At 61.5% G+C, this 23,565-nt stretch carries 18 protein-coding genes and 1 pseudogene; 11 read left to right on the forward strand and 8 right to left on the reverse strand.

Annotated features, from left to right (window positions below; all coding sequences use genetic code 11):
• Positions 1-128: 128 nt before the first annotated feature.
• The 5 genes from AACP59_RS01065 (at position 129) to AACP59_RS01085 (ending at position 6,571) form a co-directional block, all read left to right on the forward strand.
• The gene (locus AACP59_RS01065) at positions 129-944 is read left to right on the forward strand and encodes an amino acid ABC transporter ATP-binding protein (protein ID WP_297316159.1); all 816 of its coding nucleotides are present in this window, start codon (positions 129-131) and stop codon (positions 942-944) included.
• A 57-nt stretch (positions 945-1,001) separates the two neighbouring features.
• The gene (locus AACP59_RS01070; RefSeq protein ID WP_339350061.1) at positions 1,002-1,841 is read left to right on the forward strand and encodes a transporter substrate-binding domain-containing protein; all 840 of its coding nucleotides are present in this window, start codon (positions 1,002-1,004) and stop codon (positions 1,839-1,841) included.
• Between the two features lie 2 nt (positions 1,842-1,843).
• Entirely contained in the window at positions 1,844-2,521 is a 678-nt protein-coding gene (locus tag AACP59_RS01075; protein ID WP_297316158.1) for an amino acid ABC transporter permease, read from the forward strand.
• 5 nt (positions 2,522-2,526) lie between these two features.
• Positions 2,527-3,705 carry an amino acid ABC transporter permease gene (locus AACP59_RS01080; RefSeq protein ID WP_297316157.1) on the forward strand — a complete coding sequence of 393 codons (1,179 nt, stop codon included), beginning with the start codon at positions 2,527-2,529 and terminating at the stop codon, positions 3,703-3,705.
• 340 nt (positions 3,706-4,045) lie between these two features.
• Positions 4,046-6,571: a DEAD/DEAH box helicase gene (locus AACP59_RS01085; protein WP_339350062.1), complete on the forward strand. Its 2,526-nt coding sequence runs from the start codon at positions 4,046-4,048 to the stop codon at positions 6,569-6,571.
• A gap of 111 nt (positions 6,572-6,682) precedes the next feature.
• Here the strand turns inward: AACP59_RS01085 and AACP59_RS01090 are convergent, their stop codons facing one another.
• Both AACP59_RS01090 and AACP59_RS01095 read right to left on the reverse strand, forming a co-directional pair.
• Entirely contained in the window at positions 6,683-7,525 is an 843-nt protein-coding gene (locus AACP59_RS01090) for an amino acid ABC transporter ATP-binding protein (RefSeq protein WP_370465937.1), read from the reverse strand.
• Positions 7,522-9,033 carry an amino acid ABC transporter substrate-binding protein/permease gene (locus AACP59_RS01095; RefSeq protein ID WP_297316156.1) on the reverse strand — a complete coding sequence of 504 codons (1,512 nt, stop codon included), beginning with the start codon at positions 9,031-9,033 and terminating at the stop codon, positions 7,522-7,524. The genes AACP59_RS01090 and AACP59_RS01095 overlap by 4 nt, the downstream gene beginning before the upstream one ends.
• 321 nt (positions 9,034-9,354) lie before the next feature.
• Here AACP59_RS01095 and AACP59_RS01100 point away from each other — a divergent pair, with 321 nt between their 5' ends.
• On the forward strand, positions 9,355-10,746 hold the full coding sequence (locus AACP59_RS01100) for a replication-associated recombination protein A (protein WP_339349432.1): 1,392 nt from the start codon (positions 9,355-9,357) through the stop codon (positions 10,744-10,746).
• Positions 10,747-10,922: 176 nt separating this feature from the next.
• Here the strand turns inward: AACP59_RS01100 and AACP59_RS01105 are convergent, their stop codons facing one another.
• The 6 genes and pseudogenes from AACP59_RS01105 to AACP59_RS01130 all read right to left on the reverse strand — a co-directional run bounded on the left by AACP59_RS01105 (position 10,923) and on the right by AACP59_RS01130 (position 15,482).
• Entirely contained in the window at positions 10,923-11,363 is a 441-nt protein-coding gene (locus tag AACP59_RS01105; protein WP_297316154.1) for a MarR family winged helix-turn-helix transcriptional regulator, read from the reverse strand.
• A 912-nt stretch (positions 11,364-12,275) separates the two neighbouring features.
• On the reverse strand, positions 12,276-13,322 hold the full coding sequence (locus AACP59_RS01110; protein WP_339349435.1) for a Gfo/Idh/MocA family protein: 1,047 nt from the start codon (positions 13,320-13,322) through the stop codon (positions 12,276-12,278).
• The gene (locus tag AACP59_RS01115; RefSeq protein ID WP_297316152.1) at positions 13,315-13,806 is read right to left on the reverse strand and encodes a very short patch repair endonuclease; all 492 of its coding nucleotides are present in this window, start codon (positions 13,804-13,806) and stop codon (positions 13,315-13,317) included. Before AACP59_RS01115 ends, AACP59_RS01110 begins: the two co-directional genes overlap by 8 nt.
• A 15-nt stretch (positions 13,807-13,821) precedes the next feature.
• Positions 13,822-14,361 (reverse strand): peptidylprolyl isomerase, encoded by a 540-nt coding sequence (locus AACP59_RS01120; RefSeq protein WP_339349438.1) that lies wholly within the window; start codon positions 14,359-14,361, stop codon positions 13,822-13,824.
• A 52-nt stretch (positions 14,362-14,413) separates the two neighbouring features.
• Positions 14,414-14,667 (reverse strand): annotated as a pseudogene (locus AACP59_RS01125) (YccF domain-containing protein).
• Positions 14,664-15,482 (reverse strand): TetR/AcrR family transcriptional regulator, encoded by an 819-nt coding sequence (locus tag AACP59_RS01130; RefSeq protein ID WP_297316149.1) that lies wholly within the window; start codon positions 15,480-15,482, stop codon positions 14,664-14,666. The pseudogene AACP59_RS01125 and the gene AACP59_RS01130 overlap by 4 nt, the downstream one beginning before the upstream one ends.
• 325 nt (positions 15,483-15,807) lie before the next feature.
• On the opposite strand from AACP59_RS01130, the gene AACP59_RS01135 reads away from it, so the two are divergent.
• From AACP59_RS01135 to pflA, 5 genes are all read left to right on the forward strand, one after another.
• Complete coding sequence (locus AACP59_RS01135) at positions 15,808-17,523, forward strand: MFS transporter (protein WP_297316148.1); 1,716 nt, start codon at positions 15,808-15,810, stop codon at positions 17,521-17,523.
• 322 nt (positions 17,524-17,845) lie between these two features.
• Positions 17,846-19,528, forward strand: coding sequence for an NAD+ synthase (locus AACP59_RS01140; protein WP_370465939.1), 1,683 nt, complete (start codon positions 17,846-17,848; stop codon positions 19,526-19,528).
• 123 nt (positions 19,529-19,651) lie between these two features.
• Positions 19,652-19,897 carry a hypothetical protein gene (locus tag AACP59_RS01145; RefSeq protein WP_297316147.1) on the forward strand — a complete coding sequence of 82 codons (246 nt, stop codon included), beginning with the start codon at positions 19,652-19,654 and terminating at the stop codon, positions 19,895-19,897.
• A gap of 265 nt (positions 19,898-20,162) precedes the next feature.
• A complete protein-coding gene (gene pflB, locus AACP59_RS01150) occupies positions 20,163-22,538 on the forward strand; it encodes a formate C-acetyltransferase (protein ID WP_297316146.1) in 2,376 nt (791 codons plus the stop codon).
• A 96-nt stretch (positions 22,539-22,634) separates the two neighbouring features.
• Positions 22,635-23,516: a pyruvate formate-lyase-activating protein gene (gene pflA, locus AACP59_RS01155; RefSeq protein ID WP_297316145.1), complete on the forward strand. Its 882-nt coding sequence runs from the start codon at positions 22,635-22,637 to the stop codon at positions 23,514-23,516.
• Positions 23,517-23,565 lie beyond the last annotated feature (49 nt).

Here is a 23,565-nt window from a genome sequence, read left to right on the forward strand (position 1 = left end):
TCTCCCGTCTCTGACCCCCTGGAGATTTTGGCGACTTTCCGGCGCTTTCGCGCACCCCTGAACCTCCCGTGGATTTGGAATCCGTTCCGTTATCTGCCAGCTAACAATCCTTGGGTACACTGCCGTCTATGAGTGAAACCGAGACAAGAACCACGCCCATCGACGCAAGTCGTACTGATAGGGGCGCCTCAGCAGCAACAACAGCCACCAGGCCCCTGGTGGAACTGTCGCATGTCGAAAAGCACTTCGGCTCCCTCCATGTCCTCAAGGACATCAACCTGCGGGTCAACATGGGGGAGGTCCTGGTGGTGGTCGGGCCTTCCGGCTCCGGGAAGTCGACCATGTGTCGGACCATCAACAGGCTGGAATCCATAGACTCCGGCGTCATCAGGATCGATGGTGAGCCCCTGCCCCAGGAAGGCCGGGACCTGGCCAACCTGAGGGCCGAGGTGGGCATGGTCTTCCAGTCCTTCAACCTCTTCGCCAACAAGACCATACTGGAGAACATGACCCTGGCTCCGATCAAGGTGCGCCACATGGACAAGAAGGATGCCGAGGACCTGGCCATGGATCTCCTGGCCAGGGTGGGTGTGGAGTCGCAGGCCTCCAAGATGCCCTCCCAGCTCTCAGGCGGTCAACAGCAGCGTGTGGCCATCGCCCGCGCCCTGGCCATGAAGCCCAAGATCATGCTCTTCGACGAGCCGACCTCGGCCCTGGATCCTGAGATGGTCAACGAGGTCCTGGATGTCATGATCCAGTTGGCCCAGGAAGGTATGACCATGATCTGCGTCACACACGAGATGGGCTTTGCCCGCAGGGCCGCCAACAGGATCGTGTTCATGGCCGATGGGCGCATCCTGGAGGAGGACACCCCGGATGGGTTCTTCGACCATGCCAAGACCAAACGTGCCCAGGACTTCCTCTCCAAGATTCTGACCCATTGATTCTGGTGGCGGCAAGACTTTGAACAGTCATAGAAAGAACGTTGAATGAAAGACACAATGCAAGGAACGGGGATTCATGCCAGGCGGTTCTTCCGCAATCTGACGGCCTTCCTGTGCGCCCTGGCCTGTCTCTTCTCCCTGACGGCCTGCGGGTCAGACAAGGAGGCCGGAAAGATTCGTATAGGGATCAAGTTCGACCAGCCCGGTCTGGGATTCAAGAAGTCCGGCACCTACGTGGGCTTTGATGTGGATGTGGCCACCTACGTGGCCAACAAGCTGGGGTACTCGAAGGATGACATCATCTGGAAGGAGGCCCCATCCAAACAGCGTGAGGCCATGCTCCAGAACGGCGATGTGGACATGATTGTGGCCACCTACTCGATCACCGATGAACGCAAGAAGGCCGTCAGCTTCGCCGGACCATACATCGTGGCCGGCCAGGACCTGATGGTCAGGACCGATGATCACCAGATCAACGGACCGGAGGACCTGAACGGGAAACGCCTCTGCTCGGTGACCGGTTCCACTTCGGCCGTCACCGTCAAGCAGAAGTTCGCCAGCGAGGTCCAGCTCATGGAGCAGCCGGGGTATGCCGAATGCGCCACGGCCCTTTTCTCGGGGATCGTCGATGCCGTGACCACCGACGACATCATCCTGGCCGGTCTGGCCTCCGCCTCCCGTGGGCGTCTCAGACTGGTCGGCAAGCCCTTCACCCAGGAACGCTATGGGGTGGGCATCAAGAAGGGCGACAAGGCCCTGGCAAAGAAGATCAACGCGGCCCTGGCCGATATGGAGGCCAACGGCTCCTGGCAGCGCGCCCTGGACAACAACACCAGGGGAACCCACTACAGACCAGATCCCCGGTACAATCCGCCCAAGCCTCAGGAAGGGGAGTGATCATGGGTTCCGTGCTCCAACTGTTCTCCGAGTACAATATCCCGGGCGCTTTCTGGGTCAACATCCAGCTGACCCTCTGGTCCGCCCTCTTCTCGCTGATTCTGGGTGTCATTCTGGTTGTCATGCGCATCTCTCCGATCTCCTCCATGAGGGTCTTCGGCAGGACATATGTGGAATTCTTCCAGAACATGCCTCTGACCATCATCATGGTCTTCATGGTTCTGGGGGTCTTCGCCCAGCTCAAGTTGAGCTTCTCGACCGTCTTCTCGGTCAACTTCTTCTGGTTGGCCGTTGTGGGGCTTTCCCTCTACACGGCGGCCTTCGTCTGTGAGTCCTTGCGTTCGGGCATCAACACGGTTCCCCTGGGTCAGGCCGAGGCCGCCAGGGCCCTGGGGCTGAGCTTCATCCAGTCGGCCTCCGAAATCATCCTGCCCCAGGCCTTCCGCGGATCGGTGGCCCCCCTGGGCAACACCTTCATCGCCCTCCTGAAGAATTCGACGGTGGCTGCGGCCGCCTCGGTGGCCACTGAGAGCTCCTCCCTGATGAGCGAGATGATCGAGTACCATGCCAATTCCATCGTGGCCATCTTCCTGATCTTCGCCCTGGGGTATGTGATCCTGGTTCTGCCCATCGGGGCCCTGACCACCTTCCTGTCCAACAAGCTCGCTGTGAGGAGGTGACCCGGATGGCACAGACAAACGAAAGTTCGCTCCTCTTCGACCAGCCCGGTCCCAAGGGTCGTCGCACCATCCGCATCGCCAACCTGATTGCGGCGGTGATCTTCGCCCTGGTCATCCTCATGATCCTGATGCGCCTGCACAATCCGCCGGATGGGGAGAACCAGCTCAGTTGGGAGCTCTGGAAGCCCGCCCTGGATTACGAGGCCTGGTCGGACTTTTACCTGCCAGGCCTGTGGCTGACCATCAAGGCCTCGGTGCTGGCGGTGATCGGGTCCGTCCTCTTCGGTTTCATCTTCGGCATCGGGCGTCTCCTGCCAAATCTCATCCTCCGGACGGTTTCCGGGGTGATCGTCGAATTCTGCAGGGCCGTGCCCGTGCTGATGCTGATGATTTTCTTCTGGCGCTGGTTCGCCTTCTCGGGTGTCAGCGAGGCCTCCTACTGGGCCGTGGTCCTGGGACTGATCCTGTACAACGGTTCGGTCGTGGCCGAGCTGATCCGCTCTGGTGTGGGCAATCTCCCCAATGGACAGCGTGAGGCCTCCCTGGCCCTTGGACTGACCAGGACCCAGTCCCTGATGCAGATTGAGGTGCCCCAGGCGGTCTACGCCATGCTGCCGGCGGCCGTGACCCAGCTGGTCGTGGTCCTCAAGGATACGGCCTTGGGCTCGATCATCATGTATACCGACCTCCTCCAGGAGTCACGGCGCCTGGGATCCATGTATTTCAACATTCTCCAGACCCTGGTCGTAGCGGCCGTGATCTACTTCCTCGTTTGCTTCCTTCTCTCGCACTTCGCCAGGTGGCTGCCCAAGAAGATGCAGGAGCGGACGGCGGCCCCGGCCGACTTCGTGGAGCCTGTGGCCCCCCTGGCCATCATGGATCCGTCGAATGTCAACCAGATCGCCGTGGCCAAGGAGGTTGACGAGGACAAGTACGGTGGCGCCCCCAGGCAGTACCACGCCCACCACCGCGGCTCCAACGCCTCCATCAAGCATTGGAAGAAGACCAGGTACATCCAGGGGTATGACAGGACACAGCCGGATACGCTGGTCGACCCGAAGAGCCTGGATATCCCTGAATTCCTCAAGCCTTCCCCACCGCATAAGGTCAAGGGCGGCAAGGGGAAGAAGAAGGGGAACGGCCACTCCAAGGGTTCTTCGGACACTCCGGACAAGGAGTCCTGAGGAAGGTTCCCGAACGCGGCGCCCCCGCATACGGCAGGCCGGTCATGACCGGGCTTGTCCTGGCGGGGGCGCCCTCTGTATGCGGCAGCCCGATATCGTGTACCTCGTTCCCAATCAATACCCAGTGATGGCGTGTTTGTGTGAGGTTCCCGGCACCAGTCGTTTCCCGGTCTAGGTCGGGGGGAGGTCCATGAAAGGCCATCTCTTGTGGTTGCCGGCGGATAGACTGGAGGACATGTCTGTGTCAGCAAGCACCCAACCCACCTCATCCGAACCGGGGGAGACCTCGACGATCGGAGGGGGTGCCGAACCCGTCTCCTTGGGCGACCTGGTCCCGGGCATGGGGGAGCCGCGCAACCTGACCGATGATGACATCTATGGGCGCTTCTTCCAGTGGGTCGAGTCGAGTGGCATCACCCCCTGGCCCCACCAGGAGGATGCCGTCCTCTCTCTGGTGTCGGGCAATCATGTCATCCTGTCCACGCCGACCGGGTCGGGCAAGTCCATGGTGGCCCTGGCCATGCATTTCATCGCCCTCTGCACCGGCAGGCGCTCCTACTACACGGCCCCCATCAAGGCCCTGGTATCGGAGAAATTCTTCGACCTGGCCAAGGTGTTGGGGCGTGACCGGGTGGGGATGGTTACCGGGGACACCCATATCAATACGGATGCACCGGTCATCTGCTGCACGGCTGAGATCCTGGCCAATCAGGCCCTGCGCGAGGGGCGGCAGGCAAATATCGGCTGTGTGGCCATGGACGAATTCCACTATTACGGGGACCCGGATCGGGGCTGGGCCTGGCAAGTGCCCCTCCTGACACTTCCCGACACCCAGTTCCTGCTCATGTCCGCCACCCTGGGCGATGTGAGCCAGATCGCCGAGGATCTGGAGAGGAAGACCGGAGTGGATGTGGACATCGTTTCCGATGCGCCGCGGCCCGTACCCCTGTCCTATGAGTACGTCGAAACCCCTCTGCCCGCCACGGTCGAATCCCTGATGGAGGAACAGGACACCCCGGTCTACATAGTCCACTTCTCCCAGGATGCCGCTCTGGAGACGGCCCAGGCCCTGTCGGCCACCGGGGTCTCGGACCGGCAGCAACGTGACCGGATCAAGGAGGCCATGGCTGGGACCCGGTTCACCACGGCCTTCGGCAAGATCCTGCAGAGACTGTTGCGGACCGGTGTCGGCATTCATCACGCCGGCATGTTGCCCCGGTATCGTCGCCTGGTCGAGCGGCTGGCCCAGGAGGGGCTCCTGCCGGTCATTTGTGGTACCGATACCCTGGGGGTGGGTATCAATGTTCCCATCCATACGGTCCTCCTGACCGGGCTGACCAAGTTCGACGGGTTCAAGATGCGCAGGCTCCGGGCCAGGGAGTTCCATCAGATCGCCGGTCGTGCGGGTCGGATGGGCTTCGATACCCAGGGCCTGGTGGTGGCAGAGGCCCCCGAATACGAAATCGAGAACGCCAGGGCCGTGGCCAAGGTGGGCAATGACCCCAGGAAGCTGAAGCGGATCAAGAAGAAGAAACCCAAGGAAGGGTTTGTCACGTGGAGTGAGGGGACCTTCGACAAGCTGATCCATGCCAGTCCCGAGACCCTGACCCCCCACTTGAAAATCACCCATTCCATGGTCCTGAACGAGGTGGACCAGGGTGGCGACGCCCGGGCCCGTGTGGATGATCTGATCGAGGATTCCCGCCAGACCCCCCAGCAGAAGGAGGACCTCCAAGACAGGGCCGATGAGATATTTCAGACCCTGACCGACTCCGATGTCATCGAGACCGAGCGGAACCCCGATGGTGGGCTGAATTATTACACCACTGTCGACCTGCCCGAGGATTTCGCCCTGGACCAGCCGCTTTCGCCCTTCCTTCTGGCGGCCCTGGAGCTCCTGGATCCGGAGGACCCCTCATACGATATGGACCTGATCTCCCTGGTCGAGGCCACCCTGGAGGACCCCAGGCAGATCCTCAAGGCCCAGCAGCGCCGGGCCCGCGATGCGGCCATCCAGGAGATGAAGGAGGAGGGGCTGGAATACGAGGACAGGATGGAGCGTCTCCAGGAGGTGACCTACCCCAAGCCCTTGGAGGAGATGCTGACCCAGGCCTTCGACCACTATCGGAAGGATGTTCCTTGGGCCAATGACTATGAGATCCACCCCAAGTCCGTCCTGCGCGACATGGTCGAGACGGCCTCGGACTTCAACGGGTACATATCACGCTACGGCATCTCCCGGTCGGAGGGGACCCTCCTGCGCTATCTTTCGGACGCCTACCGGGCCTTGGACAGGACGGTTCCCGAGGAGTACCTGGACGACCGCCTGGACGACATCGTCTCCTGGCTCGGGTTGATTGTCCGCTCGGTCGATTCCAGCCTGGTCGACGAGTGGGAGGCCGCAGGTGTTACGGATTCAGGGGAGAGGACCGGCCTGGACGCCGCACCGCCCAGTCAGGCCGATCAGGTGGTCAGGGACCGGCGTGGGCTGATCGTCCTGGTCCGCAATGCCATGTTCCAACGGGTGGAGCTGGTGGCCTATGACAGGCCCGAACGCCTGGCCGAGTTGGATGGCGACTGGGGGTATGGCCTACGGGCCTGGCAGGATACCCTGGATGACCTCTACGAGGAGCACGAGGGGATACGGACCGATGCCCAGGCCCGGTCCGCCGACTACTTCAGCATCGACCAGAAGGGGGAGTCGAAAAACCATACCTGGAAGGTCCGTCAGATCTTCGACGACATGGAGGGGGACCACGACTGGGGGATTGTCGGTGTCGTCGACCTGGATGCCACCCAGGACAGCGGTCAGGTGGTCTTCAGCGCCTACAAGGTCGGTCCCATCGAAGATATCCTGGACATCTGAACCGGCAGACGCAAGGGTCCCTGTCTTCGGTTACGCAATCCGAAGACAGGGACCCTTGCGTGTAGTAGGCTTGTTTCCACACGGGGCTTTTCGGGCCAGGGAATCCGTCTCCTAGAGGACCTTGGAGAGGAAGGACCGGAGCCTGGGGCTTTGGGGGGTGCCGAAGATCTGTTCGGGTGTCCCTTCCTCCTCGATCACTCCGGCATCCGTGAAGATCACCCGGGAGGAGACCTCCCTGGCGAATCCCATCTCGTGGGTGACCAGGATCATGGTCATACCGCCCTCGGCCAGGGACCGAATGACCTCCAGCACGTCGCCCACCATCTCCGGGTCCAGGGCCGACGTGGCCTCGTCGAAGAGCATGACGGCGGGATTCATGGCCAAGGCCCGGGCGATGGCAACACGCTGTTGCTGACCGCCCGAAAGGTCGGTGGGGCGTACGTCCGCCTTCTCCTTGAGTCCGACGATCTCCAGAAGGTCCAGGGCCTGCTGGTAGGCGTCCTCCTTGGGGGTCTTGTGGAGCATGCGCGGGGCCAGCATGATGTTCTCGGCCACGCTCATGTTGGGGAAGAGGTTGAAGTGCTGGAAGACCATGCCCACATGTTCACGGACCTTGTCGATATTGGTCTTCGGGTCGGAAAGGTCCATTCCGTAGACGGTGACCGAGCCGGAACTCGGCCGTTCCAGGGCGTTGATGCACCGCAGAAGGGTGGATTTGCCGGCACCCGAGGGGCCGATGATCGAAATGACCTCACCCGATTTGACCTCCATATCGATGCCCTTGAGCACCTCGGTATCGCCGTAGCGTTTGTGTAGGTCCTTGATCATGATGGCCACCCCGGTCTGTCCCTGCTCGTCGCTCTGCTGGGTCTGACGGATGCGCTGGGTCAGTCGGCTGGTGTCCATCGCGGAATCCTCGAGTTCGCTCTTGGTCCGGTTCAGTGTCTGGTTCATCGATTCATCCTTTTATCGAGAATATTGGCCAGCCATGTCAGCAGGGTGATGGCCACGAAATAGATGACACCCACCATGAAGAGGGTTTCGGTCACGCGGAAGTTGGCCGCATAGATCTGCTGGGCCTGGTAGAGCAGTTCGCCGAAGCCGATGGCCAGCAGGAGCGAGGAATCCTTGAGCATGATGACCAGCTGGTTGATGATGGACGGAGTCGCGATGCGGACGGCCTGGGGGAGAATCACCCTGCGCAGGGCCATCCGGCGGGTGAGGCCCAGGGACCGTGCTCCCTCCATCTGCCCGGTGTCGACCGATTGGATGGCCCCCCGGACGATTTCGACCAGGTAGGCTCCGGAGTTCAGGGAGAGGGTCAGGGCACCGGCCAGCCAGATGCTGATCTTATGGCCGATCAGCTGGGGAACGCCCAGGTAGAAGAAGAAAGCCCAGACCAGGACGGGTGTGCCTCGGAAGATGGCCACGTAGATCCTGGCGACCCAGGAGAGTATCCTGTTGGGGCTGACCCGCCAGAGGCCGAGGATGATGCCGATCAGGAGAGCAATGACGAAGGCCATGGCCGTAATCAGCAGGGTGTTCTTCAGACCCAGCATCAGAGCGGGGAAGGATTGACGGACCAGACCGAAGAAGCTGAGCTTGTGTGCCGCCGCCCCCTTTCCGGTGGTCCCCTGCCCGCCAAGGTACTTCTTGAGAAGTTTGTTGTAAGTGCCGTCGGTCTTCATCTTGGCCAGGCCCTCGTTGAAGGCAGCCACGAAGTCCTGGTTCTGCCCCTTGTTGACGGCCACCCCGTAGGAACCGCCCCTGACCTTCGCGGTGACGGTCTTGAGCCCGTTGCCCTGGGTGATGCCATAGGCCAGGACGGGGTAGTCGTCGATGACAGCCTGGGCGTTGCCGGACTTGACCATCTCGTACATGGTCGAGGACTGGTCGACGGCCTTGACCGTGTACCCGTACTTGGACGCGTTCCTCTTGGCGAAGGCCTCGCCCTCGCTGCCCGTCTTGACGGCGACGATTGCGCCCTTGAGATCCTTGTACCCCTTGATCTCTTCATTGTCCTTGGCGATGGCCATCTGGACCCCGGAATCGAAATATGGGTCCGTGAAGTCATAGACCTGCTTGCGGTCCTCGGTGATGGTCATACCGGCTATGACGGCATCGGCCTGCTTGGAGGTCAGGGCCTGGAGGGCGGCATTGAAGCCCAGGGACTGGATTTCAACCTTGAATCCTTCGGTCTTGGCGATCTGCTGGATCAGATCCATATCGATGCCGACCAGTTCGCCTGTCGTGTCGCGGAACTCGAAGGGGGCAAAGGTGGTATCTGTGGCGATTCTGAAGGTCTTTCCCTTAACCGCTCGGGAGATGGTGGAGGCCTGAGCCGGCGCCCCGGTGGTCACCACGGTCCCCGCCAGGGCGGCCATGCCCAGGAGCAGGGCCAGAAGGGCCGCAACCCACCTGGACAGGCTCTGGGTCCCGCCTAGAACTTTCCTCAGAGGCATCACGTGCATCCCTTCCTGTCTGTTCTTGCCCCATCGGGGGCATGGATACGAAACCGTGCGTTTCAAGACGTGTCTCACAGCATGGTCCACCCGGTATAGGGATCCGGGCACGACACAAGTCGCATCAAGGCATTGGTCCCGCCTGTGAAGTCGAACAATACTGTACTCGCCGATGGTTACGAACCGTTGAATTCGCGTAAGGCGATGAGTCTTGTTGTTCGTCCATACCGTCCCCGGTTCTCGTCGGTCTGCCTGCGGCCCGTCCTATGCTGGAGGGCAGTATCGGTGCTTGGATGCGGTCAGTGTACAAGGAGGACTTTCATGGTAGATGATCTGTTCCAGGTGGCGGATCCGCCACAGGACCATACCCTGCCCCTGGCCGTCAGGATGCGCCCCACCAAGCTTGACCAGGTGGTCGGGCAGGACAAGGTCATCGCCCCGGGCACGCCCCTGGAACGACTGGCCCAGGCGGATCCGGTCAACAGGCTGACCGCCCCAAGCTCGATCATCCTCTTCGGGCCTCCCGGTGTAGGCAAGACCACCCTGGCCTACATCGTCGCCGGTCAGTCAGGTCGGCATTTCGAGGAGCTCTCAGCCGTCACCTCCGGGGTCCGTGAGGTGCGCGACATCATCGCCCAGGCCCGGGACCGCCTGGTAAGCCGGGGTCAGGAGACGGTTCTCTTCATCGACGAGGTCCACCGGTTCTCCAAGTCCCAGCAGGATGCCCTCCTGCCCAGTGTGGAGAACCGTGACGTGACCCTGATCGCCGCCACGACCGAGAACCCCAGTTTTTCGGTCATCTCCCCCCTGCTTTCCCGATCCGTGGTGGTGAAGTTGGAGGCCCTGGATGAGGAGGACATCAGGACCCTGATTGAACGGGCCCTGAAGGACGAGCGGGGACTCAGGGATCAGGTTCGACTTGATCCTGCGGCCTTGGACCAGATCGTCCGCTTCGCCGGAGGGGACGCGCGCCGGTCCCTGACCATCCTGGAGGCGGCGGCTGGTGCCGTCACCGAGGGCAAGACCCGGGCCAAAAGTGCCCGCCGCCCGGTCATCACCGCGGACGTGGTCTCCTCGGTCATGGACGTGGCGACGGTCAGATACGACAAGAAGGGCGATGACCACTACGACGTGGCCTCGGCATTCATCAAATCCATGCGGGGGTCGGATGTTGACGCGGCCCTGCACTACCTGGCCAGGATGATCAGGGCGGGGGAGGACCCTCGCTTCATCGCCAGGAGGATCATGATCGCCTCGGCCGAGGAGGTCGGTATGGCCTCCCCGGAGGTCCTGCAGGTAACGGTGGCGGCGGCCCAGGCCGTGGCCATGGTGGGGATGCCCGAGGCCCGGCTCATTCTGGCTGAGGCCGTCATAGCGGTCGCCACGGCTCCCAAATCCAACGCCAGCTATATGGCCATCAATGAGGCCCTGGCCGATGTGGATGCAGGCAGGACAGGTCCGGTTCCCCTCCACCTGCGCAACGCTCCCACCAAGCTGATGAAGCAGTGGGGCAACCACGAGGGTTACCAGTATGCCCATGATGCCCCGGGGGCCGTGGCACCCCAGCAGTACATGCCGGACGGCCTGGTCGGGCGGCGGTATTACCACCCCAACGATCGCGGATACGAGCACCAGTTGGGGCCCCGCCTGGCGGCCATCAGACGGATACTGGACCAAGCCGGTGATTCACCGGACGAATCCCATGAGGGGTAAAGGAAAGCAACGGAATCTGCATGCGGCACGGCTCTTCACCATGCTGGTCGGCTCATGCGTGGGCCGTTTCCCTCCAGGCACCTGACCATCATGTTCCTCAACCGGTGCAACGGGTATGGCTGTGCCCCGACCCGGAAAGGAATCGGGGCACAGCCATTGATCAGACCAGGGAAATATCAGACATCTGTAGCCAGAAGCCGGTTGTACACGCAACGTAGTTCATCGTGGAAGCCCTGTGGGTCGATCTGGGGATTCTGCTCGAAGAGTTCGACCCACCAGTTGTTGATGGCCTTGATCCTGTCCCGGGCCATATCGGCTCCCTCACGGGTCAGGGCGATGATGTTGACTCTGCGGTCGGCGGGATTCTGTTCGCGGCTCACCAGACCCTGGTCGGTCAGAGTCTTCAGGTCCCGGGCGAGCAGGCTGGGGTCCACGCTAAGATCACGGGCAATCTGCCGTTGGCTCAGTCCCGGGTGGTCATAGAGATACATGATCAGGTCGCTTTGCGTCCCCCTGATGCCGTTGTCCATGACATACCTGTTGATATCGTTCTTGGAATGCCTGTAAATGCCGGCAATGCAACCGCTGAGGTTATGGTATTGCTTTTTCTTGAGCATCGTTCCGTTGCCTTTCCCTAGCCAATGCGAGCATCAAACCGGCATAGATTTCATGCTCCCCTTCGTGTTCCGCACCTGCCCGGGCATGCCCCTTGTTTCATGTGGGAACAAGCAGAACCAGGAACAATAGTACATATCATGGAACCAAAATTGCAATATTCAATTGATTGCAAAGCGGCCTAATCATTTGGCCTCGTGTGATAAGGCGGGTATTCGTATGGGGGGAGCCGATTTCCCGTCTTTTGACAGCATCGGTGATCTTGGTTTCTTTGCTGTCATTACTCCACGATATGGTTCGCTTCGTTTTGCGGACGGGAGCGGAAACGTCGGTATGCGGGTACTGGATTCCGACGTGACCTTCACGATGGTGAGAGCCTGCCCGACTTCCGCTTCCTCACCCTGTACCGGTATGGCGGCCTGGCCGGGTTCTGCGCCCACCGCCATGTATTTCGCGCTCAGGTACAGGTCGGGAAGGACGGCCCAGGAAGAACTGGACGGGCCATGCGCCGGTTGACCTCCGGACCCGGTTTTGATATGGACGGGCTGGTCGGGGAATTCTGGGATCGGAACATGCACAGGGTCATGGATCGGTACCGGCCCCGGGAGGACGACGTCGTGCTGCCGGCAGGTTTTGACCTTCCTGTTGGAGAGGCCTGCCGGCGCATGGGTGTGGGCGGGTGCATCGGATCCACCCTTGACCAGGGGACCTTGGAGGTCGGACACCTCGACTTCGGCCCGGGCAAGCCCCGTTCACTTCCTTGAGATGGTCGGGGAGGGGCACCGTGATTGATTTCTTCCGCAACGGCAGCGGTTTCGATGCCCTGATGACCGGTCTGGCCAGGAAGGCCTATCTGGTTGAGGGGGGAGGGCAGTGCCGCCGCATCAAGTGAGTGACCCCGCCCCGGAGGTTGGTCAGGCCTCGAAGGGATAGACAAGTCCCCACTGGTGGCGAATGGAATCCATCAGCTCCATGATGCGCAGGGTGTCCTGGTGGGGCATCTCCGGGCACTCGGTCTTTCCGTCCAGGATGGCTTCCGCTGAGCTGGCCACCTCATATTCATATCCGGTCAGCTGGGCGGGGATGGGGTAGCTGCGTGTCAGCCTGTGGTCGGAATTATAGAGGTCCAGGGATTCCACGTTGTTGATGTTTCCGCACATGAGGTACCCCCTGCTTCCCCAGACGGAACCGAACCGGTCGCTGTCGGAGACCATGGAACTGGTCGCGGCCCCCATGGACCCATCCCGGTAGAACAGGGTCATGGAATTCTGGCTGTCGACCCCCTCGGGACTGCGGACCCAATCCGTGCTGATTCGCTCGATGGGCTTGGGCCCCATGACCATGTCGATGAAGTTGAGCGGGTAGACACCCACATCCAGGAGGGCGCCGCCGGCCAGGGCGGGGTCCGTCATCCTGGCCTTGCCGGTGGTTACATAGCCGAGGTTTCCGGTTACCGTCTGCACGGTACCCAGGTCTCCCGAGGCCACGACCTGGTCGATGATCGAGCGTGAGGGCATGTACCTGGTCCAGATGGCCTCGGTGCAGAGGAGCCCGGTCTCCCGTGAGGTCTTCAGGACCTGCCTGGCCTGTGATGCGTTGGCTGTGAATGACTTTTCGACCAGCACGTTCTTGCCGGCCTTCATGCAGGCTATGGCCTGTTCGGCATGCAGGTTGTGGGGGGTGGCGATGTAGACCAGATCCACATCGGAATCCTCCAGAAGCTCCTGATACGAGCCGTAGGAGCGCTCGAATCCGTACTGGGCCGCGAAGGCCCTGGCGCGCTCGCCGCTCCTGGCGGCCACTGCATAGGGGGCTATCAGGTGGCTGTACCGCTCGTCCATGGTCATCATGACCAGGGTCTTCGCCAGGGAGTGGGCTATCCGCCCGGCCCCGAGAATGGCCACTTTGACGCGAATCCTCTTCTGCTCGGCTTCCTGACGTTTGCCGTTCAATCTACTCATCCTTGACTCCTTTGTTGGGATCGTCCGCCTCGTCGGTCTCCCCGATTCGACCGGGGTCGGTGAGGGCTTCATACAGGTCGTTCAGGGTCTTCTTGCTGTGGGCGGCATCCAGCTGGCACTCCCAGACCGTGAAGACCCTCCACCCCATGGCACGCAGTTTGCGACCCTGCTCCAGGTCACGCTGACGATTCCTTGTCAGCTTGGTGGTCCAGAATTCGACGTTGGACTTGGGAATGGAGAATTTGGCACAGCCCTCATGCATGTGCCAGAAGCAACCGTTGACGAAGACCATGGCCCTCCATTTGGGCAGGACCACATCGGGGTGGCCCGGGTACCTCTTGTCGTTCTTGCGGAAACGAAGTCCGCGGGCGAAGAGGTAGGACCGGACCTGGCGCTCGATGGAGGTCTCCTTGCCCCTGATGCGGGACATGGTGTAGCTGCGGGTGCCGGGCTTGTACTTGCTTGGTATCGTCTTGGAAGCCATGCCCGGACCGCCGGCTCAGAGCACTTCGATGCCGTTGATGAAGACCGGTTCCTGGGGGCGGTCGCCGGAGTCGGTGGCCAGGGCATCAAGCTTGTCGACAACGTGCCTGGAATCCTCATCGGCCACCTGGCCGAAGATCGTGTGGTGGCCGTCCAGCCAGGGGGTGGGGACCGTGGTGATGAAGAACTGGGATCCGTTGGTGCCGCGGGCCTGTCCGGTGGCGGGGTCGCGGCGGAGTCCGGCGTTGGCCATGGCCAGCTTGTAGGGCTGGTCGAAGGTCAGGGAGGGATCGATCTCGTCATCGAACTCGTACCCGGGGCCGCCGGTGCCGGTGCCCAGGGGGCAGCCGCCCTGGATCATGAAGTCCTTGATGATACGGTGGAAGGTCAGGCCGTCGTAGAAGGGGTCCTTCCGCTCCTTCCCGGTCTCCGGGTCCGTCCAGGCTTTCCTGCCCAGGGCCAGGTCCAGGAAGTTGGCCACGGTCTTGGGGGCCTGGTCGTCAAAGAGGTCGAGGCGGATGTCGCCTTCTGATGTGTGCATGATGATGGTAGTCATACACTTGATTCTTTCATGACTGCACGACGCCCCGGCCCTGGTCGCCACCTGGTCAGAGGATGACGGCCCCGAAGGGCATCAGGGCCAATTTGGCCATCTTGAAGGACTGGAGACCGAAGGGGATGCCGACGATGGTGATGAGGTTGAGGAGACCGGCCGTGAAGTAGGTCAGAGCCAACCACCAGCCTCCCAGGACCAGCCAGACCAGGTTGGCCAGGGTGGATCCGACCTGCCGATGAGGGCCCAGATCAATGAGATGACCAGGCCGCCCAGAATGAGCCAGATGATGTTGCCCAAGAGTTTCATGAGTTCATGTCCTTGCATGGGTTCGCCTGGTTTGTCCGGCGGTCCCCGTTCGTCCTGACTGCCCGGCTTCGCTGATCCGTCTGCCTGATCGGGTCCGCCAGGGTTCTTTGATCGTTCCGCCCGGTTTCGGTCTGCTTCTTGGACAATGCCACTATCACGGCTCGTGTGGCCTCGGTGATGTCTTCGATGATGGTGGAGACCATCTTCGGATCGGGTTCCCCCTCCCGGTTGTCCAGGGCGTCAATCAGCCGCATGCCGGATTGGACAATGCCCCGGGTGACCTCCACGCCGGTTCTGGCATCGTCGGGCCTCAGGGATTGCCAGGCGTCGATCAGGGGTTGGTTCACCTGTCGATGGAAGTCCACCATGGCATCTGTGGTCAGGTCGGACGGTTTGGTCTGGTCCTGCCCCCGGTCGAAAGGCTGCCCGTAGAGGAAGGACCGCCGGAACTGGGTGTCGTTGCCGTCCGTGTAGAGGTTCATCAGCCAACTGTGGCCATGTCGGCCGGCCTGAACAAGATTGGTCCGGGTCCAGGCCAGGATGACCTCCTCTGCGGTTCCGGCCCGGGCCAGAGCCTTGGTCAGGGCCTGGGCCCAGACGGGCAGGTGGACCTCCAGGACCATGTCGCAGAGCTGGTCGGTATCGGCGGCGTACCGGTAGAGCGAGTTTCGCGCCATGCCCGCCTGCCTGCTGACCGCCGCCATGGTCAGCCCGCCCCGTCCCGAGGTTCTGAGGATGCGCTCGGCGGCTGCAAGGATGCGCGAGCGGGTCCTGGAACGATGCTCGTCCAGGCTGGCTTCCTCGATTTTCGGCATGGTCCTCCTCGGGTTGTGATTCGGGGGTCGGGTGTCTGCCGGCCCTGTGGCCTCCTGGCCTTCCCGGGTCTCTGTAAGGAATCCTATGGCCTAAGGGGAGTGGACTCAACCGGGTTGTATTCCTTTGGCTCCGAATGCTGATGAGACCTACCTGTTTCTTCCAGGCCGGATTCCGAGGTTCAGCCTTGAGCGAGCGCGCGTGTCGGGACTTGTCAATGACATTTTCGCGACGTATAGTCTCAAAAAGTTCCTGAAGGAGGGACTGAAAAGCTTGGATGGACATCAGGTTCCAAGGATTCCGGAAGGTGAAAGAGGGGGGCACGGGATGAGTCAGGATCAGGTTGCTGGGGGGAAGCGGTCCCAGGCCGCAGGGGAAGGCCGGACCAGTCCGGTCGGAGCCATGGACACTGCCGGGAAACCACCATGGAAGGCGCTCTGGGTCCTGGCCCTGGGCCTGGCCATGATCGTTCTGGACTCTTCCATCGTCAACGTATCGATACCGGCCATCATCAATGCCATCCATATCGACATGACCGATGCCCAGTGGGTCACCGCCCTCTACAGCATCGTCCTGGCCGCCCTCCTCCTGCCCGCGGGGCGTCTTGGTGACATGGTGGGGCGGAAGCGGATGCTCCAGGTGGGCACCGTGATCTTCGTCCTGGGTTCCCTGCTGGCGGCCTCCTCCACGAGTGGTTCCTGGCTCCTGACGGCAAGGGTCGTCCAGGGCATCGGCGGGTCCCTGGTCATGCCCTCCACCCTCTCCTCGGTTTCGGCCACCTTCCGCGGCAGGTACCGGGCTGCCGCCTTCGGGGTCTGGGGGGCGGTCATGTCCGGGGCTGCAGCTGTCGGACCCTTCCTGGGTGGACTGTTCACCTCCACGATCGGTTGGCGCTGGATCTTCCTGGTCAACCTCCCCCTGGGGCTGATCGTCATCCTGACCTCCATGGCCTTCGTGCCGGAGACCAGGTCCGCGCCGGCTTCCGGCACCAGTCGATTCGGGTTGCTCAGTGACTGGAGGGGGATTCTCCTGTCGGCGCTTGGCTCGGCCTTTGTGGTCTTCGCCCTGATCGAGGGGCAGACCTACGGGTGGTTCAGGCCTTCGAAGAAGCTGGTGCTGGGGCCCCTGGTCTGGTCTGTCAACGCGCCCGTGTCCCCGGTGCCCGTCAGCCTGGTGGTGGGGCTGGTCCTCCTGATCTGCTTCACGCTGGTGGAGTTGCGCCGCAAGCGGCAGGGCCGCATCATCATCCTTGACGTGACCATGTTCACCATCGGCACCTTCGGATGGGGGAACCTGACCGCCGCCATCATCAACGCCGGCCAGTTCGCCGTCATCTTCATCCTGCCCCTCTATATGATCAATGCCCGCGGTCTCAGCCCTCTCCAGGCCGGTTCGGTCCTGGGCATCATGGCCCTGGGCGCCGTCTTCTCCGGTGGGCTCGCCCGGCTGGTCTCCGCCCGTCTCGGTGCTGGCGGCACCGTCCAGCTCGGTCTGGCCATGGAGATTCTCGGGGTGGTCGCCTCGGTCCTGCTCATGCGTGGTTCCGTACCGGTCTGGACCATGCTGATCACCCTGATCATCTACGGAACCGGCCTGGGCTTCGCCTCCGCCCAACTGACCAGTCTGGTCCTGTCTGGCGTGCCGGTGGCCCAGTCCGGCCAGGCCTCCGCCACCCAGTCGACGATTCGGCAGTGGGGCACGGCCCTGGGTGCCGCCGTCTCGGGCACCGTCCTCTCCGCAGCCCTCAGCATGGTCATGCCGGCCCATCTGAATGCCATCCCCGGTCTTCCGGCTGGCGCGGCCAGGGGACTGGTCCAGTCCGTCCGTTCCTCGGCCGGCAACGTCATCTCCTCCTTGAGGATGCAGGGTGCCTCCGGTCGCCTTGGCGGACTGGGCCCCCAGGTGACCCAGGCGCTGACCCAGGGCTTCACTCAGGGTGCCCAGTTGGCCATGGCCTTCGCCGGGGTCCTTCTCCTGGTCGGGTTGGTCACCTCGGTCAAGGTCAGGCAGGCCGCTCGCAAGGCCGGTGCCGACAGGGTCTGATATACCGCATGCAGGACCGGCCCCGTGTGGTCACGTCGCGTTCCGGGATCGTTCCGGAGTCGTGGGCGTGACCGGTCCGAGTCGCTGACGTGATTGTCGCCGATGTCATCTTGCGTGACCGTTCACCAGCGTCGGCCTGATCGTCCGGCGTCGTCAGCACCGGTCCTGAGCCTGCTGGAGCAGATCCGCCTGGATAGGTGAGGCGTGATCCCAAGATTGGTTCCCGGTTCTCACGCCGAGCCGGACGGTTCGGCACTGGAGCGGGAAAGGAATTCGGCGCGGTTGCCCCTTCCCGGCACCTCTTCGGTTTAGAATCGCCAGTATGAGTATGGAAGAACGCGATCAATCATCGGATGGCTCCCTTCTGGTGGCCTTGGCGCAGATCGACACCTGTGTTGGCGACCTGGACGGCAACGCCGCGAAGGTCATGGATTATTGCCGCAAAGCCGCCTCCCGGAAAGCCGACATGGTGATCTTCCCCGAGATGACCCTGACCGGGTATCCGATTGAGGATCTGGCCTTCCGGGCCACCTTCCGCCGGGCCGCATGGGCCAGGGCCGACCAGTTGGCAAGGGACCTGAAGGATGCGGATCTGGGTGACCCCTATGTGGTGGTCGGCACCGTCGGGACCGACCGGGAGCATGACCGACCGCGCAATCGCATGGTCGTCCTCCACGATGGTCTGGTCTGGGCGGGATACGACAAGCACTTCCTGCCCAATTACGGGGTTTTCGACGAGTATCGAATCTTCACGCCCGGGGAAAAGAGCGTCATCCTCGACATCAAAGGGCGGCGCATCGGCCTGGCCATCTGTGAGGACATCTGGCAGGAGGGCGGCCCCATCAGCGACATGGCCGCCAAGGGCATCGATCTTCTGGTCACCATCAACGGGTCGCCCTTCGAGGAGGGCAAGGGGCACGTCCGCCGGGAACTGGCGGCCAAGCGCGCCCGTCAGGTCAAGGCTCCGGTCATCTATGTCAACCAAGTGGGCGGCCAGGATGATCTGGTCTTTGACGGTGGCAGTTTCGTGGTGGATGCCGATGGGGCCATCCTGGAGCATTCCCCCCAGTTCGTGGAGCACCTGGGGTACTGGGCCCTGTCGGCCTCGGGGGAGTCGGGGGCATCCGCCCAGCCGGTCAGATCGCTTCTGGCCGATGACCTTCCCGGCGATGAGGAGGTCTACCGGGCCTGCGTGCTTGGACTCAAGGACTACATGGTCAAGAACCATTTCACAGGGGTCTGCCTGGGTCTGTCCGGGGGAATCGATTCGGCCCTGGTGGCGGCTATTGCCGCGGACGCCTGTGGCGGCTCCAATATATGGGGCATCTCCATGCCCAGCCGATACTCCTCCGAGGGGTCGCGTGACGATGCCGCAGACCTGGCCCAACGACTGGGTCTGCATTATGAGGTCAAGGCGATCGGCTCCGAGTTCGATGCCTTCCAGGATGAGCTTCATCTGGAGGGGGTGGCCGAGGAGAACATCCAGGCCCGTATTCGCGGGGTCATCGTCATGGCCTATTCCAATTCCAAGGACCTCCTGGCCCTGGCCACCGGGAACAAGTCCGAGTTGGCCTGCGGGTATTCGACCATCTACGGAGACGCGGTGGGCGGGTATGCGCCCATCAAGGACCTCTTGAAGACCAGGGTATGGGAACTGGCCAGGTGGCGCAACCAGGAGGCCAAGCTCCATGGTCAGGTCGAACCCATTCCGGTCAATTCCATTGTTAAACCGCCATCGGCGGAGTTGCGCGAGGGGCAGAAGGATTCCGACTCCCTGCCTGATTACGCCCTCCTGGACCAGGTGCTCGAGGCTTATATCGAGAAGGCGCACGGTCGTGAGGATCTCCTTGCCGACGGATTCGACCCCGAAACCGTCAACACGGTCATGCGTCTGGTGGACCGTGCAGAATGGAAGCGGCGCCAGTACCCCCTGGGGCCCAAGGTCACCTCGCTGGCTTTCGGTCGTGACCGCCGCCTGCCCATCACCAATGCCTTCAGGGAGTGATGCGAAGCAGTGATTCAGGGCGGGCCGGGCCGCTCATATTCTCGGAGGATGATTCGGTGCCAGAAGTGGTATCTGGGCCTGGCGGGATCTGATTCCACCAGGTTCATCGGCAAAGAGGCGATCATGGCTGAGCAGCAGGGCGAGTGGTTTCTCAACACGGTGACGGGTAAGCCCGAATTGGGCAAACTGTCGCCATCGGACTACCGGATGGGTCCCTACCCTTCCTATGAGGACGCACTTGATGCGTGGAAGATCGCCAAGAAGCGCAACAAGGTCTGGGAGGAAGAGGACCGGCGTTGGCGCCGACAATGGGAGGGAGACCCGAACGGGTCATCAACCGGCGGAGATCGGGACCAGGGTCAGGACTGAGAAAAGCGATGCCCGCCGCAGGGCCGCTTCGTTTTGGCCCGGAGTGCAGATGGAGTCAATCGCTTGGACCTGAAATCCAGGTTGTCGTCTTGCTTTTACGACGAAGGTCCCTCGTCAACGCTTGTAAGGGGAAGCTTCAAGACTCGGTTGGCTCAATGTGACAAAGCTCACGTCCATGGCCGACTTTCGGCGTCAATCCCCACCCTATACTGGACGTAACAGTGGTGTGAGGAAGCGCCATTGACATATCAACAAGGAGTTGAGTATGACAGCAGTTGAGACCATGTCAGTCTCACCCGATGAGCTGCAAGCCAAGGCTTGGGACAGCTTCAAGGGTGAAGACTGGAAGAAGAACATCGACGTCCGTGACTTTATTCAAAAGAACTACACCCCCTATCTGGGTGATGAATCCTTCCTGGCGCCTGCCACTGAGAAGACCAAGTTCCTGTGGAAATATCTCGACGACAATTTCCTTGCCGTCGAGCGCAAGCAGCGCGTTTACGATGTAGACACTCACACACCCGCCGGTATCGACGCTTTTCCCGCCGGATACATTGACGGCAAGTCGGCTGATGAAACACAGGATAATGTCATCGTCGGCCTGCAGACCGACGTTCCCTGCAAGCGCGCCATGATGCCCAACGGTGGTTGGCGCATGGTCGAGCAGGCCATCAAGGAGGCCGGCAAGGAGCCCGATCCGGAGATCAAGAAGATCTTCACCAGGTATCGCAAGACCCACAATGATGGTGTCTTCGACGTCTACACCAAGCGGATTAAGCTGGCCCGCCACAACAAGATCCTCACCGGTCTCCCTGATTCCTACGGCCGTGGCCGCATCATCGGCGATTACCGTCGCGTGGCCCTGTACGGCATCAACGAGCTGATTGCCCGCAAGCAGGCCGACAAGGATTCGATTCCTTACCGCAATGACTTCACCGAGGAAGAGATCGAGCACTGGATTCGCTTCCGCGAGGAACACGCCGAGCAGATCAAGGCCCTGAAGCAGCTGCTGAAGCTGGGTCAGGAGTATGGCCTGGATTTGAGCCGTCCAGCTCAGAACGCCAAGGAAGCCGTCCAGTGGACCTACATGGCATACTTGGCATCCGTCAAGAGCCAGGATGGCGCGGCCATGTCCATCGGTCGTCTTTCGGCCTTCTTCGACATCTACTTCGAGCGGGACTTCCAGAAGGGTCTGATCGACGAGACCGACGCCCAGGAGATCATCGACAACATCGTCATGAAGCTGCGTATCGTCCGCTTCCTGCGTACCAAGGACTACGACAATATCTTCTCCGGCGATCCCTATTGGGCAACCTGGTCGGATGCAGGCTTCGGCGACGACGGCCGTCCGCTGGTCACCAAGACCTCCTTCCGCCTGCTGGCCACCCTGACCCTGGAGCATCTTGGGCCCGGTCCTGAGCCCAACATCACGATCTTCTGGGATCCGAAGCTGCCTGAGGGCTACAAGCGCTTCTGCGCCCGTATCTCCATCGACACCTCGGCCATCCAGTACGAGTCCGACAAGGACATCCGCGCCCACTGGGGTGACGATGCAGCCATCGCCTGCTGCGTCTCCCCGATGAGGGTCGGCAAGCAGATGCAGTTCTTCGGTGCCCGTGTGAACTCCGCCAAGGCACTGCTCTACGCCATGAACGGCGGGCGTGACGAGATGACCGGTATGCAGGTCATCGATGAGGGCATCGTCAAGCCCGTAACCCCCAAGGAGGACGGCTCCCTGGACTTCCAGGAGGTCAAGGACAACTACGAGAAGGCTCTGGAGTGGCTGAGCGAGACCTATGTCGAGGCTCTGAACATCATCCACTACATGCATGATAAGTATGCATATGAGTCCATCGAGATGGCCCTGCACGACAAGGAGGTCTACCGTACCCTCGGTTGCGGTATGTCCGGCCTGTCGATTGCCGCCGACTCACTGTCCGCCATCAAGTACGCCAAGGTCTACCCGATCTACAACAAGGATGCCAAGGGCACCCCGGAGTATGTCGAAGGTGCCGACGACGACCTGATCGTCAACTACAAGACGGTCGGCGAGTTCCCGATCTACGGTAATGACGATGACCGCGCCGATGATCTGGCCAAGTGGGCCGTCTCCACAGTCATGGGTCAGGTCAAGCGCCTGCCCGTCTACCGTGGCGCCGTGCCGACCCAGTCCATTCTGACTATCACCTCCAACGTGGAATATGGCAAGAACACCGGCTCCTTCCCCTCGGGCCACAAGAAGGGTACCCCGTATGCACCTGGTGCCAACCCCGAGAACGGCATGGATTCCCACGGCATGCTGCCCTCCATGTTCTCCGTCGGCAAGATCGACTATGACGATGCGCTCGATGGCATCTCGCTGACCAACACGATCACTCCTGACGGTCTGGGTCGTGATGAGGACGAGCGGATCAACAATCTGGTGGGCATCCTGGATGCCGGCAACGGACACGGGCTCTACCACGCCAACATCAACGTCCTGCGCAAGGAGCAGCTTGAGGATGCAGTCGAGCACCCCGAGAAGTACCCGCATCTGACCGTGCGCGTCTCGGGTTATGCGGTCAACTTCGTCAAGCTGACACGTGAGCAGCAGCTTGACGTCATCTCTCGTACCTTCCATCAGGGTGCCGTGACCGACTGATTGATTTCAGTGGTCCGACCCGTTGAAAGACGGTGAGCCGAAGGGGGGCGGGGCAGATACCCCGCCTCCCTTCATTTTCGTAGTCAGGAGGTTCCAATGACGGAGGCCATGACCTTCCACACCACCCAGCCGCATATGCTCAAGGAGTCCAAGGCATACCAGAGCCAGACCCTGATGGGGGGATTATCAGGGTTTGAGTCACCTATAGGGTTGGACCGGCACGACCGGATGGCAGCCTTGAGAACAGGCGATATCGGTTTTGTGCATTCCTGGGACATCAACACCTCGGTGGATGGACCGGGCACCAGGATGACGGTATTCATGAGTGGTTGCCCACTCCGGTGTCAGTACTGCCAGAACCCTGATACCTGGAAAATGCGTGACGGGCAGCCCGTCTATCTCCAGGCCATGATCGACAAGGTGGCCCGTTACCAGGACCTCTTCAAGGCCACAGGAGGCGGTATCACCTTCAGCGGTGGCGAATCCATGATGCAGGGGGCCTTCGTGTCCAGGGTCTTCCGTGCAGCCAAGGAGATGGGTGTCCACACCTGTCTCGATACCTCAGGCTTCCTCAACCGCAACTACACGGACGAGATGATCGACGACATCGATCTCTGCCTGCTGGATGTCAAGTCGGGTGACGAGGAGACCTACCAGAAAGTCACCGGTGGCACCCTGGCCCCGACCATCGCCTTCGGCAAGAGGCTGGCCGAGCGCGGCAGCAAGATCTGGGTACGGTTCGTTCTGGTCCCTGGATTGACCGACTCGGAGGAGAACGTGGAAAAGGTGGCCGAGGTCTGTGAGCAGTTCAAGGATGCCATCGAGCACATCGATGTTCTGCCCTTCCACCAGCTGGGCAGGCCGAAGTGGCATGAGTTGCGCATTCCCTACCCCTTGGAGGATGCCAAGGGCCCCTCGGCGTCCTTGAAGAAGCGTGTGACCGAGCAGTTCGAAGCCCATGGTTTCGTGGTGTACTGATCATGGAACGGAAGACCCCGACGACTATCAAGTTGGCGGGGTCTTCTTC

The sequence above is a fragment of the Bifidobacterium indicum genome, from assembly GCF_036987015.1.
In the GTDB taxonomy this organism is placed as follows: Bacteria; Actinomycetota; Actinomycetes; order Actinomycetales; family Bifidobacteriaceae; genus Bombiscardovia; species Bombiscardovia indica.

Coding starts and splice junctions, on each gene's coding strand:
- AACP59_RS01065 (WP_297316159.1), top strand. CDS start 129: ATGAGTGAAACCGAGACAAGAACCACGCCCATCGACGCAAGTCGTACT.
- AACP59_RS01070 (WP_339350061.1), top strand. CDS start 1,002: ATGCAAGGAACGGGGATTCATGCCAGGCGGTTCTTCCGCAATCTGACG.
- AACP59_RS01075 (WP_297316158.1), top strand. CDS start 1,844: ATGGGTTCCGTGCTCCAACTGTTCTCCGAGTACAATATCCCGGGCGCT.
- AACP59_RS01080 (WP_297316157.1), top strand. CDS start 2,527: ATGGCACAGACAAACGAAAGTTCGCTCCTCTTCGACCAGCCCGGTCCC.
- AACP59_RS01085 (WP_339350062.1), top strand. CDS start 4,046: ATGGGGGAGCCGCGCAACCTGACCGATGATGACATCTATGGGCGCTTC.
- AACP59_RS01090 (WP_370465937.1), bottom strand. CDS start 7,525: ATGAACCAGACACTGAACCGGACCAAGAGCGAACTCGAGGATTCCGCG.
- AACP59_RS01095 (WP_297316156.1), bottom strand. CDS start 9,033: ATGCCTCTGAGGAAAGTTCTAGGCGGGACCCAGAGCCTGTCCAGGTGG.
- AACP59_RS01100 (WP_339349432.1), top strand. CDS start 9,355: ATGGTAGATGATCTGTTCCAGGTGGCGGATCCGCCACAGGACCATACC.
- AACP59_RS01105 (WP_297316154.1), bottom strand. CDS start 11,363: ATGCTCAAGAAAAAGCAATACCATAACCTCAGCGGTTGCATTGCCGGC.
- AACP59_RS01110 (WP_339349435.1), bottom strand. CDS start 13,322: ATGAGTAGATTGAACGGCAAACGTCAGGAAGCCGAGCAGAAGAGGATT.
- AACP59_RS01115 (WP_297316152.1), bottom strand. CDS start 13,806: ATGGCTTCCAAGACGATACCAAGCAAGTACAAGCCCGGCACCCGCAGC.
- AACP59_RS01120 (WP_339349438.1), bottom strand. CDS start 14,361: ATGACTACCATCATCATGCACACATCAGAAGGCGACATCCGCCTCGAC.
- AACP59_RS01130 (WP_297316149.1), bottom strand. CDS start 15,482: ATGCCGAAAATCGAGGAAGCCAGCCTGGACGAGCATCGTTCCAGGACC.
- AACP59_RS01135 (WP_297316148.1), top strand. CDS start 15,808: ATGAGTCAGGATCAGGTTGCTGGGGGGAAGCGGTCCCAGGCCGCAGGG.
- AACP59_RS01140 (WP_370465939.1), top strand. CDS start 17,846: ATGAGTATGGAAGAACGCGATCAATCATCGGATGGCTCCCTTCTGGTG.
- AACP59_RS01145 (WP_297316147.1), top strand. CDS start 19,652: ATGGCTGAGCAGCAGGGCGAGTGGTTTCTCAACACGGTGACGGGTAAG.
- pflB (WP_297316146.1), top strand. CDS start 20,163: ATGACAGCAGTTGAGACCATGTCAGTCTCACCCGATGAGCTGCAAGCC.
- pflA (WP_297316145.1), top strand. CDS start 22,635: ATGACGGAGGCCATGACCTTCCACACCACCCAGCCGCATATGCTCAAG.